This is a genomic window from Desulfopila sp. IMCC35008 (assembly GCF_010646885.2).
Lineage (GTDB): Bacteria > Desulfobacterota > Desulfobulbia > Desulfobulbales > Desulfocapsaceae > Desulfopila.
This window is the reverse complement of sequence record NZ_CP050700.1, coordinates 2215452-2229488: the sequence shown is the minus strand read 5'-3', so window position 1 is coordinate 2229488 and position 14037 is coordinate 2215452. Positions and strand designations below refer to the sequence as shown.

Below are 14037 nucleotides of genomic sequence, written 5' to 3'. Positions count from 1 at the left end.
GGGGAAGAAAGTGCAATCAATAACTGCAAATGCCTGGCCAAAATGCGAGTAATTTTGGAATGAAACCAAACATCGCGAAGCAGAACAAGTGCTTTGCTGCTCTTCTTATTGGGCAAGAGTTAAACGACTCCCTGTTTTTACACTATTTACGGCAGTTTTTTGGGAGAAAGGAACTATATATGTTATCATCACTTATTATGAACCCAGAGTAAATGTATTGAAAATTCTGTTTTAATCTTGCTTTTTTTGTGCTAAAAACAGCGAATTTTACATAAAGGTATCTTGAAAAATTAGCCGACTTGTTCAAATTCGAGACGCATAAAAAATTTAACCACAAGCATATATTTGATATGTTGAGGTTAACATTTTGAACGCAACAATGAAGATGGGCGAGGTAGCAACTCTTCAAGGTAACCATAATGCAAAGGTGATCCCGACCAATAGTATACCCTTTTGCCGGCAATTTTACCAATTACGCCTAATATCGTAAAAAGTATAAACCGACACTTCCACCAGCTATAACAATAAGACGTTATGCAGCTGGCCTGATAATGGCCAATCTTTTTACGGGACCGACAAATATTAACAATGAATAATATTAGAAACTTCAGCATAATAGCCCACATAGACCATGGCAAATCGACACTTGCCGACAGGATGATCCAAATCTGCGAGTTGATTTCCGATCGTGAATTCAAGGACCAGCTTCTTGATAACATGGATATCGAACGCGAACGAGGTATCACCATCAAGAGCCAGACCATATGCTTACCGTTCAAAGCAAAGGACGGCAAAGAGTATGCGCTGAACCTTGTCGACACTCCCGGGCATGTTGATTTCAGCTATGAGGTTTCCAGGGCTCTTACCTCTTGCGAGGGTGCACTCCTCCTTGTCGATGCGGCACAGGGTGTTGAAGCCCAGACCCTTGCAAACCTCTATCTCGCCATGGAAAATGACTTGGAGATCATACCTGTAATCAACAAAATAGACCTCCCCTCTGCAGAACCGGAAAAGGTTGCCATGCAGATTGAGGAAGACCTCGGCCTTGACGGCAATCTCATCCAATATTGCTCTGCAAAAAGCGGGGAAGGCGTACGGGATATTCTGGAATCAATTGTGACTGAATTGCCCCCCCCTGAGGGGGATGTCAACGGCGCTCTCCAAGCCTTGATCTTTGACGCCAACTATGACCCTTTCAGGGGTACAATTATATCTGTCAGAATAATCAATGGTACACTAAAGGCCGGAGAAACCATTCTGTTCATGTCTAACGGTTGTGAACACCGGGTTGAAGAAGTCGGAACCTACAGGGTACAACGCCAGTCTGAGAAGTCACTCTCTGCCGGGCAGGTTGGTTATATTATTGCTGGTATTAAATCGGTACAGGATGCAAGGCCAGGTGACACAATCACTCATCGTGATAAGCCGAGCGCTGAACCACTTTCCGGGTTCAAAGATATCCAGCAGGTTGTTTTCTCCTCCATCTATCCCATTTCCACGGACGACTATGAGGACTTGGCGGCAGCCCTTGAGAAACTACAGCTCAACGATGCCGCCCTTACCTTCCAGAAAGATTCCTCTGCTGCTCTTGGTTTCGGATTTCGATGCGGCTTTCTCGGCCTCCTCCACTTAGAGGTCATCCAGGAGCGACTTGAACGGGAGTTTGACGTATCTTTAATCCTCACAGTTCCTTCTGTTCGCTATATTTGCCATTTGAAAGACGGAACGACCCAGGAAATTGATAACCCCGCCTATTATCCGGACCCGGCCAATATAGACAATACGGAAGAACCCTATATTAAGGCGACGATCCTTATGCCCGAGAAGTATATGGGTGCAGTCATGACCCTTTGTATGGAACGACGAGGTGAAAACACCAATTATCATTACCCCACCCCAGGCCGTATCGAATTCAAATGCGAACTGCCACTGGCAGAGGTCATTTATGATTTCTATGATCGGTTAAAATCAATAACCCAGGGATATGGTTCTTTTGATTATGAAATACTCGATTACCGAACAAGCGATCTCGTCAAACTAGACATCCTCGTTAACGGCGAACGAGTTGATGCACTCTCCCAGCTTGTTCACCGGAATAATGCACGAGCAAGAGGGTTGCATGCCTGCGATATGTTAAAAGAGGAGATCCCGCGCCAGATGTTCAAGATTGCTATCCAGGCAGCTATCGGCGGGACCATCATTGCCAGAACCACAATTTCAGCACTCCGCAAGGATGTTACTGCAAAATGTTACGGCGGTGACATTACCAGAAAGCGCAAGCTGCTTGAAAAACAAAAGGCAGGAAAGAAGCGAATGAAAACTGTTGGAAATGTGGACATACCACAAACCGCCTTTCTGGCTGTTCTTAAATCAGAGCAAAGTTGAAACCATTATCTTATGAACATTTTGCCATTCTTCGTGGTGTTACCAGGCAAAATGTTCATAATGAGAGATGTCAGAAGTCAGCGATCGTTCCAATCCCCTGTTTTTCAGCTTCCTTTAAGACAACGGTTGCCGCGGCTAAATCTTGTACCGCGACACCAACACTCTTAAAAAAAGTTATCTCATCCTCGGAAGTTCTGGCGGGAGCCTCACCAGCCGCTACTTCCCCAATCTCTGCAACTATGTGCTGTTCTGTCATCGAACCATTTCCAATAGGGATGATCAAGTCACCTGTCTCTTCAAGAGCTGACTCTCGATGATCAACATAAAGTCGGGAACGTAACACCATTTCCTCAGGCACTTCCTGGACATGTGGCTTATAGCTGCCTACTGCATTGATATGGACCCCGGCAGGGAGATCGCTGTTGTGGAACACTGGTGTTTCAGAGATAGTAGCACAGCAGATAATATCCGCATCACGCACAGTCTCTTCCGAGGTAGCTGCGACAACTATTTCAACACCCAGGAAACTCCCCATCTCCTTGGCAAACTGCCTGGACGACTCTACAAACATATCGTAAATATAGACCTTTTTTATATCTCTTACTGCACAGACAGCCTCTAACTGTGTACGCCCCTGGGCTCCAGCCCCAAATACACCGCAAATTTCCGAATCTTCTCTGGCAAGCAGCCGGGTGGCAAGGCCTGAAACCGCACCCGTTCTTAATGCCGTAATTGTCAATCCGTCGAGTACCGCTCGCGGAGTTCCGTTCTTGCCATCAAACAGGCACACCATTCCCTGGATATATGGAATATTGTTTTTCCGGTTATCTTCAAAAAGGGTTACGGTCTTCACTCCAATCATTTCAGTCGGGGACATGTAACAGGGCATGAAAAGTGCTGTCCCCTCATGTTTATCAATGGATATTTGTGACCGGATGGGCATCTCTGCACGACCAGCGGATAACTCGACAAAAGCCTCATGCATCACATCAATAATACTCTTCATATTTACTGCCTGCCGAATCTGTTGACCTGATAGTATTCTTAATTGTGTCATAGTGTTATCCTCTAAAATAGTAGTACCTACTGATCGTACTCAGCAATTTTTTCGTACTCGTTTCAAAGCTTGTGCAGACGGTGCTATTGCAAGACCACCTTGAGCCGTGCAGCGAAGCTCGCTTGGAAGCATAAGGCCGGATGAGTAAACAGCATCAATGGTCTCATCAAGGGGTATCGGATTGACATACCCGGCAATAACCATATCAGCATTGGTAAAGGCACTCGAGGCCGCCACCCCGTTTCGGGTATGACAGGGGATTTCACACATTCCCTGAACCAGATCGCAGACGGATCCCATCGTGTTTTGAAACGAGATTGCGGCGGCATCACATGCCTGCTGCACTGTGCCTCCTGCAAACTCAACTACAGCAGACGCCCCCATAGCTCCTGCCGCTCCGATCTCTACCTGGCAACCAGCGACTTCTGCGGCAAATGTTCCGCGAATTGCTAATATAAGACCGATCCCACCTGCCGCAAAAAGCATGAGAGCCATCCGCCTTTCATCAATAGAATATTCTTCTTCAAGAACCGTCAGGATACCGGGTAGAGTACCTGCTGCGCCCCCAGTAGGGGCAGCACAAACAACGCCCTGGCTATTACAGGTATGCATTGCCGCCATCGCAGCGGCCGAAGCCCTTGCATGCACCCCTCCGATGGCACTCCTCCCCACTCTGACCCCTTCCATAATCCGCCCGGCCATTGGTTCGAGAAGCTGCATGTTAACATTTTCTTCAATCAAGCCTTCGGCAACGGAAGCTTTCATTACCTTATACCGGCCAATCATTTCAGAGATAGCTTCTTCTTCGGTCAAGCCCAGAACTGCTTTCTCATATTCAAGAACAGCCTGGCCTAACGAGAGATCGTTCTGCAATGCAAACATTACCATTTCGGTCCCGGAGGCGAATGGCGGCTCTCCTTTTCGGGTATGATATACAGGACGTGCCTGGCGAATTGTACTGTCTGGAGCCAATTTTTCCAGTATCCTATTGTCAAGCGGAGTACCTGCTTCTATTTTGACAATAGAATTTTCTATATCCTTCTTGAGAACTTCAACACTTGCCCCGGGAAAGTTGCTGGCCAACGAGCCGATAAGCGAATTTAACTTTTCAGGTTTTATCTCTATCAGAGTCGCATACCGTTTACCATCTAGTTGAAGAGCAACCCCGTTCACCTTAACCACCGTAAAGGTACCTCCACCAACCGATTTGGCTTCAATATCAAGATGATTATTATGCCCTTCCCCGACAACTTGCATATGTACATAGTTTGGATGATCAGCATGTGGAATATGTACAAGCTCAAAATCAATTTCAACTCCATGTTTCCTGGCTGTATCAAGGGCCGACTTAAAAATTTCGTCTGTTTGTTTCCAACCCATGAGTCCGGTCACAAAAGCGCGATCTACACCCTGCTGGACATACGTCTTCCCATAAGACCCTTCCGGATCAAAAACTATTTTTATTTTAAACGGTTCAGAGCCAAGCAAATCTCTTGCTATCAAGGCAATATGATAGGACCCTGCCGTATGGGAACTCGATGGGCCGCGCATAACCGGCCCTAAAACATCATTAAAAACACTGACAAACATAATTCACCCTACTTTTACAGGCCAGGTATCGGCCACTTTGTACCCTTCCGGCCAAGGATCTGTCGGATCGAGTGTATATTGATGTGTTCCGGTAATCCAGGCCTGTCCGGCAATAATCGGGTATATACCCTGACGGCCGCCTACCTGGGTCACTGAATCTATTGAACAATAAAAACGGGACCCGATTATAGACTCAGCTATATACCTATCCCCAGCCTTTAATCTACCCTGTTGATATAAAAGTGCCATTCTCGCGGAGCATCCTGTCCCAGTTGGACAGCGGTCGAGTTTACCAGGTTGAATTGAAACAGTATTTTTCCCAACCAAGACGCCGTCTTCCTCTTTCAACGGAGCTGTAATCTGGCAAAATGAGATATGGTTCCAATCAGGATTCACCGGATGATAAAAGCCAAGTTGCTCATTGGCTGCATTGGTGATTTTAATTCCAGTCTCTGCGAGCTCACGTGCCTCGTCCGGGGTCAGGGAAAACCCGAGTTGCTCCGAATCGACAATAACAAAACTGTCCCCACCATATGCGGTATCGACAGTGAGAGTACCGATGCCTTGAACCTCCAGGGCAACTGATGACTTATCAACAAAAGAGGGTACGTTTTTTACCGAAACCCTTGTCACCTTGCCCTGGCTGCAACTTGCGACCACCTCGATAAGTCCTCCGGGAGGTTCAAGGGTCATGCGGGTTTCCGGCTCCAGCATAGGAATAATTCCCGTTTCCAGGAGAACGGTGGAAACGCAGATTGAGTTGGAGCCCGACATAGGTGGTGTATCTTCAGGTTCCATAATAATCCAGCCCATCTGTGCCTTAGGGTTCTTTGGCGGGACAAGTAAATTAACATGTCGAAAAACTCCACCACGGGGTTCGTTGAGCATGAAATTCCGCAGCTGTTTATCGTTTGCAATCCACCGGGACTGTTCCCATATTGTATCTCCCGGAGGTACTGCAACTCCGCCAACGATGACGTCTCCAACCTCACCCTCGGCGTGACAACTGACCACATGAATAACCTGAGTTGACCTCACTACTCTCACTCCTCCATAAGCAATATTTGAAGTGTATTCTGCTACTGTATATCATGAACGCATTATTCAATTAAGTACAGAGCACGCACACAGTACATTTTTGGTATACAATCCACAAGGACCATTAATTATTTTCACTTACAGTTGGAAAAAGAACAAGTTTAATAAATTTTTATGAATGTTGGGTTCGGTGTATTTGAACCCGGATCAATGTTACTATTTTTTAATAACTCAATACGGCTCATTGGTGCCTTTCAGGAAAGAACAGCGACCAGTCTTTTAGGGAGAAAAATCGTAAAGCTTAAACGCGTTACCCTGACACAGTCTCAAGTAGATTTGAGAACACATCAATTCCGGCAGTATAACTTGATGAGTCTGAAGGTGTACCTGGTTGTAGGCTGTAAGGCTATTGAGGTTCGAAAACAGGGCAGGGCCACAAGCACGAATATATACAATGACAAGTTCATTGCCGGTCGCTCGGGAAACAGAATCGGGTCGCTCATCTCAACTTGACTACTTCCTGGCTGCGTACCAACTTTATCTCATGCATATGGGAAGATTCAGTAAAGATCTTGCCCCTCCTTTCAAAGTGACAGCCGGGGCTGGCAACAACTTACATTATGTAACCAGCCCCGACTCCCTTTTCTCAGCGCCTGTCTTTATTTACTTTCGCCAGGCAGGATCAGGCCACCCTCTCTTCCCGGCAGTCCTTGAAAGTGCACCGCACAGCATGGCAACCAAAAATGCAAAAGGTGCCTGGGTTGTGATACCGGCAAAGAAAAATGCAAAACAAAGAACAGCAAAAAAGTTTCGGTAAAAAGTCATATTCCTACCTTACCATGGGGTGCCCAAAATCAGATGAGGCAACAGAAGTGAAATTTTTGGGAAAAATACGACCAGGGCGAGAACAGGTATCCAGCAAAGAACGATGAACCACAGGCACGGTTTCATCATCTCATCTATAGGAGCTGAGCCAAGCCGCCCAGACAGGTAAAGAACCGGAGCAGCTGGTGGGGTAATACACCCTAGACCGGTGTTTACACCAATTATTGCTGCGAAATGAATAGGACTGAATCCTAATTGCATAATTATCGGCATCAGGATAGGTGTGGCGAGAACGACCACGCTGATATCATCCATCAACATACCCATGATAACAAGGAAGATATTTATCATGAACATAATAACCATAGGATTACTTGAGATTGCCTGAAAAATCCCTAATAACACCTCAGGAAGATCCTCAAGGAGGTACAACCTGCTCAACATAGCCACTGAATAGAGCATGACCATGATAACGCCTGTAGTAATTGCCGATTCAACAAGTACCTCGTAAGCACCTTTCAGGCTCAGTGCTTTGTAAACGAACATGCCTATTGGAATGGCATATAGGACCGCCATCGCCGAGGCCTCAGTGGTGGTCATAAAGCCCCCATAAATACCACCCAGAACAATAAAGGGAAGCATGAGAGACGGGATAGCCTGTTTTGTTCTCTTTCTCAAGAGCTCAAGTTTTTGGGAACCTGATCGCTTTTCAGCAACAAGTACGGTTGTGCTATTTCTTAAAAGCCACCTGTTGACGACACAAAGCAGGAAAATAACCATAAATCCAGGCACTACCGTAGCCAGAAAACATGCAAGTACCGGCTGCCCGGTAATCCAGGCGAAGATAATAAGTGTTGCATTCGGTGGGATAAGGAGACCAAGAAGAGATGCATTGGCTAAAAGTGCTGCTGACAGGCCCCTGGGATATCCTTCTGCTTTGAAGCGCGGAAAGGTTATGGTACCTACACATGAAAGGGTAGCACAGGCTGCACCGCAAATTGAACCGACGATGGCGCAGGATATCGTAGCAACAATACCAAGGCCACCTTTGAGGTCCCCGACAAAAACATCGACAAAATCAATGAGTTTCTGACCAATCTTGCCTCGTTCCATGATGCCACCCGCTGCAATAAATAATGCAATTGCAATAAGGGGGACGGAATCCATCTGTTTATAACCATAAGGTAAGAGCTGACTTGAGGGATACCCCATTCCGTCAACTCCTCCAAAAAAAACAAGCCAGGCTCCGGAAGCCATAAAACTTATAGGGACCGGAACACCGATAATAAGACATAAAACGAGGATTATCAGGGCAACATATATCATTTAAATCTCCTCCCCGTTATTAGTGTTACCGCACTCATAAACAGATCTCTGGTGAAATAATAGGTCATGAAAATAAGCCCAAGGAAAACTGACAAATACCCGACCCACAGACTTATTCTCCAGACGTTTGTTTTAGGAATGGCAATTCCTGTACCCAGCGGCCCTGCAAACCCAAACATGAAAAATTCATACCCATACCAGGTAAAAAGCAGGCAGACCCCTACTGTGACAAGATCTTTCAGGAAAACCAGAGAATCCTTTAATTTTCCATCAGGGACGTACGCCTGGACGAGATCGGCAGAAACGTGGGTGCGATTATAGGCACCGATGGCTGCAGCGGAAAAATAGAGCCAGAAAGCAAAGATTTTCACCCATTCCTCATAACCGGTGAGATCCCCATCGAGTATATAGCGGAAAAAGGCTGCGGCACAAATAACGAGGGTCAGGATGAGGGTGGTGCTGAAACTGATAATTGAAAAACTGTTGATAACGATCTTGTCAAAAAAATTCTTGGGTGTATCGGTTGTTAGAACGCCCGGAGGCATAGTATCGCATTTAAAAGAGGGGGATTTTTCTTTTTCTTGATTTCCTGGCACGAAATTCCTCCTTGACGATCATTAGATCCGGGACAGGAGGACTCCTCCCCGGATCTAATTTTATGTTGAAAAGATTATATTGGAAAACAACTGAGGATCACTTCGGTCCCAGCTCTTTCCTGAACTCGTCCATAAGTTCTTTAGTCATGTTCTTTTCAAGTTTTGGCCAGGTGCTGGCGCAGGCTTTCATAATCGGTGCAAGCTCTTCTTTGGTGTAAGTGAAAACCTCTATGCCTTTTTTCCGCATCAGTTCCATATGGTGTTCATCGAGTTTCTTGGCATTGTTGATGCTGTCGATGGTAGCTTTAGCCATGATCTCCTCAATAACCTTCTGGTCTGCAGGGTCGATTTTTGCCCAGGTTTGACCGCTGATCATGAAATTGAGAACTTCAACAGAATAGTTTGTCATGTACCAGTATTTAATGACATCGCCAAGTGTTGTGTATGCTGAAGCAACGGGGTATCCGTTGACACCATTGGCAACACCGGTCTGAATAGCCTGATAAACATCCGCATAAGGAATACCTACAGAGTTATATCCCATAGCCTCTGCAGCGAGCTTGTACACGTCCATCCCGGGAACACGAATAAGAACACCTTTGTTTACTTCTGGATTCAGAGGCTCTTTTGCTGGTTTCGTGGTTCCGGTACCAATCATACCCTCAACAAAGAAACCAAGAAGCTTCACACCGAGTCTTTCATTGAACTCGTTCATCTTCTTGAACATCCAGCCATCCTGGGCGAAGACTGTTTTCAGGTCATCATAGTCACTTGCAAAACCATTAATGTAAATCAGCTCCATTCTCGGATCAAACTGACTTGGCACGGAAATACATGACATGTCAATGGTTCCACGGATCTGCTCTTCATAGACCAGACTGTAATCGCCAAGCTGACTTGCTGGATAAACTTTGACCTCAATACGACCTTCAGTTTTCTCTCCGATTTCCTTGGCAATATCATTCATTAACTTGGTAGCTGGATGATCGGCGGCGCTCTGGCCAGCGAACTTCAGGACATGCTTTGGTGCTGCCATTACGGCGGTGCTGCAAAATGCGAGAAACAGACTCACCATGCATATTGAAACTACAGTTTTGAATTTATGGAACATAATTGGCTCTCCTGGTAGTCAAATAATTATGAATAGAAATGGTTAGTTATGACAAACTACTTGATTTTCTCCTCCCTTTAATTCTTAATAATTCAAGTTGAAACGGACTACACTACAAATGCGTAATCCACGCCTCTCTTTCTCTTTAAACAATAGAAAAGTATCAACAGGTATCTGAATAATGAATGACTTTGGAAAGCTGTGCCAAAGTTCTGAAATAGTATACCCTGTATTGCGGATATTAAAAAATGAATTGGTACTTGCTTTGTCAGGAAAGGTAAAATCGGGATTCTTCGGAGAGTTGTTATTCGAGGATTCATCCCTGACCTAGACCTTCTTGGTGAATATTTCCGGGGAATGAATTGCATGGGAGCAACTGTCTTGAATATATCGCACAGAAACTTGAAGACAGACAGGATAAACTAAAGTTTTCGGTAATGAGTAAAATCGAAATACTTTCTGTCTCATATGCCACCTGAACTTATACTTACAGTCCGGAATTAAATGTCTAAAACCAGTTTCACTATGGTTTCAGGCACACATCTTGCCTTCTGTCTGTTATGCAGTAATAATGATTGAGGCTCCTGTATCACTTCCCGGTATGACCGAATAAAAGGTGAACGAAACCACTGCACACATAAATTGTATACAAGTAAAGAGTGCACATGTCAACAGGTTTTCAGATCTTCATTTCATTTTCGCGAAGGTCCAGAAATGTAACCATAATTTGCTTTAATCCCTCCGTTTACGGAAATACCATTGATGATATATAGTTGCAGGTTGCGATTGTTCGACTTAATACTGCCTCTTCTTTAGACTTGGAGAACCGTTCACTAACAGAGTATTCATGTACCTTCGATAAATGTACAATCAAACCGCACTACAGAGATAACCCGGAGTGAAGGTTTCAGGAAGTGAACCAACTATTCCATTGCCAGAATTTTCCTGCCGAACGCCTGCCGTTCTGCCATCTTGTCATCCTCCATTTCTGCCGTGATCTCTGTAAGCATTGTTGGTATCTCAATATTCTGCGGGCACTTCTCAAGGCACTCACCACACTCGGTACATTGTGAAGCATAACCAGCACCGTCACCGGATATACTACCACTGAGACGGATAACGTACATCAGTTTCCCCTCCATCTCGTTTCCAAAAAGATGCATCTTGTTGTACACTTCAAAAACCATTGGTATTTTAACACCTGACGGGCAAGGCAAACAGTATCCGCAGCCAGTGCAACCCACCTTCATGAGTTCATTGTACTTTCGTGCAGCCTGATCTACAATTTCATATTCTTTCTCAGTCAGCGAATCAATCTCTGCCGTATCTGCAATCGCCAGATTTTCCTCAATATGAGCTTCATCGTTCATACCGGAAAGGATTACCGTAACTTCTGGATGGTTCCATAGCCACCGTAAAGCCCACTCAACAGGAGTGCGTTTTATCTCTGCCTGTTGCCAGATTTCAGCAATAGCAGGTGGCGGTTCGGGTATACTCAGGTTTCCACCGCGTAGTGGCTCCATTATCACGATCCCAAGTTTTTTTTCTGCTGCATATTTGAGACCTTCCGTGCCTGCCTGGTACTCCTGATCAAGGTAATTGTATTGTATTTGGCACATGTCCCATGAATAACTGTCAACGATTGTCCTGAAATCGCTTAATTCCCCATGAAAAGAAAACCCGGTGTTCTTGATCCTGCCATCTGCAAGCGCCGTATTGAGAAATTCTGTAACACCTAGATCTTGCAGTTTCTGCCAATTTGTGCCGTTTAAAGCATGCACAAGATAATAATCTACCTGGCTAACAGCTAACTTTTCCAGCTGAGCATTCAGGTAAAAATCCATATCTTCCCTACAGTTGATCATCCATGATGGCAGTTTTGTGGCTATACGTACTTTCTCACGATATCCTTCTGCCAAGGCAAGCCCGACCAGTTTTTCACTTTCCCCTGTGTGATACGGCCAGGCTGTGTCCAGATAATTCACTCCAGCATCAATTGCAACGCGGATTTGCCTGATGGCTCGTTCAGTATTAATTGAACCATCCTCGAACAACGGTAAACGCATGCAGCCAAAACCCAAAATCGATAATTTATCCCCTGACTTAGGAATTTTCCTATAGAGCATTGTGATCCTCCTCGGTGTTAGCCGGGTACTTTAACCTCCAAACCTTGAAACCATAAAACTCTCTATCCGGTTCCAATTGTACAATTTGTCGCAATAGGATGTCATGTATTTCTTTCCTCAACATATACCATGATTGTAATAGTTACATTGCATAGATGAATGATACAGGTAAACGCAGGCAGAGGCTAAGGTTTAACCTGAAGACACAAGTAAGATAATTATTGCAGGTGATGCCAAAACGCTACAACAGGATGAGAGTATCGTTAGGATATAGCCAGACGGATGACTGCTCTTCCCCGCTCAGGCGGGTAGGCGAAACCACCTGCCTGAGCGGAACGCCATGAACATCGACTATTCTTCATTCATAAAAGGGTAACCAAACTCTTCTGGAGGGACAAATGTTTCCTTGATAGTCCGTGGTGATACCCAGCGCACCATATTGTTAATGGCACCCGCCTTATCATTCGTACCAGACGCCCTTCCCCCACCAAACGGTTGTTGGCCAACAACGGCCCCGGTGGGTTTATCGTTGATATAGAAGTTTCCGGCCGCATGCTCAAGTTTTGTGATGGCCATTGATGTGGCCTCACGATCACGTGAAAATATTGCTCCCGTCAGGCCGTATATTGACGACGAATTACAAAGTTCAAGAGTTTCTTCATATTTTTCATCCTCATAGACATAAATGGTGAGGACCGGTCCGAATATTTCCTCAACCATGGTCTTGAATTGCGGATCTGTGGCCAGGATAACTGTCGGTTCAATATAATAACCGACGCTATCATCAGCTTTCCCACCGATTATGATATCTCCACCATCATTGTGTAAGGTGTAATCCAGGAATGAAGAAATAGTATTGAACGCCCGCTGGTCTATGACGGCACCAACAAAGTTTGAGAAGTCGGTAGGCGGCCCCATCTTAACCTTGCCCAACTCCTCCCTTAGTCCTTTTTGAACCTCTGGCCACATGCTTGCTGGTATATATGCTCTTGAAGCTGCAGAACACTTCTGTCCCTGGTATTCAAATGCCCCCCGCACAAGAGCCGTCACGACTTCTTTATTGCCTGCAGAATTGTGTACAAAAACAAAATCTTTCCCGCCTGTCTCCCCTACTATCCTTGGGTAGGATTTATATCTGGCTATATTTTCACCTACTTTTTTCCACATCTGTTGGAATACAGGCGTAGAACCGGTGAAATGAATTCCTGCAAGATGAGGATCCTGCAGACAGATATCACCAACATTTGCACCGGACCCTGGTACAAAATTGATGACGCCTGCCGGTAACCCTGCCTCTTCGAGAATCTTCATGAAGAGGTAAGGGGTATACACAAGGGACGATGCAGGCTTCCAGACAACGGTATTTCCCATAATAGCCGGGGCCGTTGGCAGGTTTCCTGCTATAGCGGTAAAATTGAATGGAGTCACTGCAAAGACGAAACCTTCGAGGGGCCGATGCTGGACAAAGTTCCACACACCTGGCGAAGACTCCGGTTGGTTATTGTAAATTTGTTCCGCATAGTGAACATTATAACGAAGAAAATCTATTAACTCACAGGCAGCATCAATTTCAGCCTGAAAAGCAGTCTTGCCACCACTTAGCATGGATCCGGCATTTAGTTTGTAACGATATTTGGAAGCGAGTAGGTCTGCAGCTTTTAAAAATATCGAACATCGCTCTTCCCAGCGCAAGGCCTGCCATCTTTGCTGGGCAGCCACAGCAGCGTCGATTGCCTTTTGCACATCCTCAGGACCTGCTTTGTGATAGGTTGCCAGCACATGGCTATGATCGTGCGGCATGACCACCTTACCGATATTACCGGTTCTGATTTCTTCCCCTTTAATGATCAGGGGAATATCGAGTTCGGTTGTGCTCAACTCCTTTAATGCGACCTTGAGGGCTTGTCGATGGCTGGAGCCTGGCTCATATTGGTAAATTGGTTCGTTTACCGGTTTAGGCGTTCTGATTACAGCATTATTCAT

At 45.4% G+C, this 14037-nt stretch carries 10 protein-coding genes; 2 read left to right on the top strand and 8 right to left on the bottom strand.

Annotated elements, in window-relative coordinates:
* Nucleotides 1-588: 588 nt before the first annotated feature.
* On the top strand, nt 589-2385 hold the full coding sequence (gene lepA / locus GA520_RS09810; RefSeq protein ID WP_163336779.1) for a translation elongation factor 4: 1797 nt from the start codon (nt 589-591) through the stop codon (nt 2383-2385).
* Between the two features lie 70 nt (nt 2386-2455).
* On the opposite strand, the gene GA520_RS09805 is transcribed toward lepA, so the two are convergent.
* Genes GA520_RS09805 through GA520_RS09795 form a run of 3 tightly spaced genes read right to left on the bottom strand, consistent with a single transcriptional unit; the run spans nt 2456 to nt 6070 of the window.
* On the bottom strand, nt 2456-3442 hold the full coding sequence (locus GA520_RS09805; RefSeq protein WP_163336780.1) for an ornithine cyclodeaminase family protein: 987 nt from the start codon (nt 3440-3442) through the stop codon (nt 2456-2458).
* Between the two features lie 39 nt (nt 3443-3481).
* The gene (locus GA520_RS09800; protein ID WP_205749209.1) at nt 3482-5032 is read right to left on the bottom strand and encodes an L-serine ammonia-lyase, iron-sulfur-dependent, subunit alpha; all 1551 of its coding nucleotides are present in this window, start codon (nt 5030-5032) and stop codon (nt 3482-3484) included.
* A gap of 3 nt (nt 5033-5035) precedes the next feature.
* Entirely contained in the window at nt 5036-6070 is a 1035-nt protein-coding gene (locus GA520_RS09795; protein ID WP_163336781.1) for a proline racemase family protein, read from the bottom strand.
* Between the two features lie 454 nt (nt 6071-6524).
* On the opposite strand from GA520_RS09795, the gene GA520_RS09790 reads away from it, so the two are divergent.
* A complete protein-coding gene (locus GA520_RS09790) occupies nt 6525-6887 on the top strand; it encodes a hypothetical protein (RefSeq protein WP_163336782.1) in 363 nt (120 codons plus the stop codon).
* Between the two features lie 17 nt (nt 6888-6904).
* On the opposite strand, the gene GA520_RS09785 is transcribed toward GA520_RS09790, so the two are convergent.
* From GA520_RS09785 to pruA, 5 genes are all read right to left on the bottom strand, one after another.
* On the bottom strand, nt 6905-8221 hold the full coding sequence (locus GA520_RS09785) for a TRAP transporter large permease (RefSeq protein WP_163336783.1): 1317 nt from the start codon (nt 8219-8221) through the stop codon (nt 6905-6907).
* The gene (locus tag GA520_RS09780) at nt 8218-8817 is read right to left on the bottom strand and encodes a TRAP transporter small permease (protein WP_205749210.1); all 600 of its coding nucleotides are present in this window, start codon (nt 8815-8817) and stop codon (nt 8218-8220) included. Before GA520_RS09780 ends, GA520_RS09785 begins: the two co-directional genes overlap by 4 nt.
* Before the next feature lie 97 nt (nt 8818-8914).
* On the bottom strand, nt 8915-9928 hold the full coding sequence (gene dctP / locus GA520_RS09775; protein ID WP_163336784.1) for a TRAP transporter substrate-binding protein DctP: 1014 nt from the start codon (nt 9926-9928) through the stop codon (nt 8915-8917).
* Nucleotides 9929-10851: 923 nt separating this feature from the next.
* Nucleotides 10852-12054, bottom strand: coding sequence for an aldo/keto reductase (locus GA520_RS09770; protein ID WP_163336785.1), 1203 nt, complete (start codon nt 12052-12054; stop codon nt 10852-10854).
* A gap of 351 nt (nt 12055-12405) precedes the next feature.
* A complete protein-coding gene (gene pruA / locus GA520_RS09765) occupies nt 12406-14037 on the bottom strand; it encodes an L-glutamate gamma-semialdehyde dehydrogenase (RefSeq protein ID WP_163336786.1) in 1632 nt (543 codons plus the stop codon).

What these genes read in the sequence shown, in the direction of transcription:
- pruA (WP_163336786.1), bottom strand. Translation starts at nt 14,037, where the DNA reads ATGAATAATGCTGTAATCAGAACGCCTAAACCGGTAAACGAACCAATT.
- lepA (WP_163336779.1), top strand. Translation starts at nt 589, where the DNA reads ATGAATAATATTAGAAACTTCAGCATAATAGCCCACATAGACCATGGC.
- GA520_RS09770 (WP_163336785.1), bottom strand. Translation starts at nt 12,054, where the DNA reads ATGCTCTATAGGAAAATTCCTAAGTCAGGGGATAAATTATCGATTTTG.
- GA520_RS09800 (WP_205749209.1), bottom strand. Translation starts at nt 5,032, where the DNA reads ATGTTTGTCAGTGTTTTTAATGATGTTTTAGGGCCGGTTATGCGCGGC.
- GA520_RS09785 (WP_163336783.1), bottom strand. Translation starts at nt 8,221, where the DNA reads ATGATATATGTTGCCCTGATAATCCTCGTTTTATGTCTTATTATCGGT.
- GA520_RS09805 (WP_163336780.1), bottom strand. Translation starts at nt 3,442, where the DNA reads ATGACACAATTAAGAATACTATCAGGTCAACAGATTCGGCAGGCAGTA.
- dctP (WP_163336784.1), bottom strand. Translation starts at nt 9,928, where the DNA reads ATGTTCCATAAATTCAAAACTGTAGTTTCAATATGCATGGTGAGTCTG.
- GA520_RS09790 (WP_163336782.1), top strand. Translation starts at nt 6,525, where the DNA reads ATGACAAGTTCATTGCCGGTCGCTCGGGAAACAGAATCGGGTCGCTCA.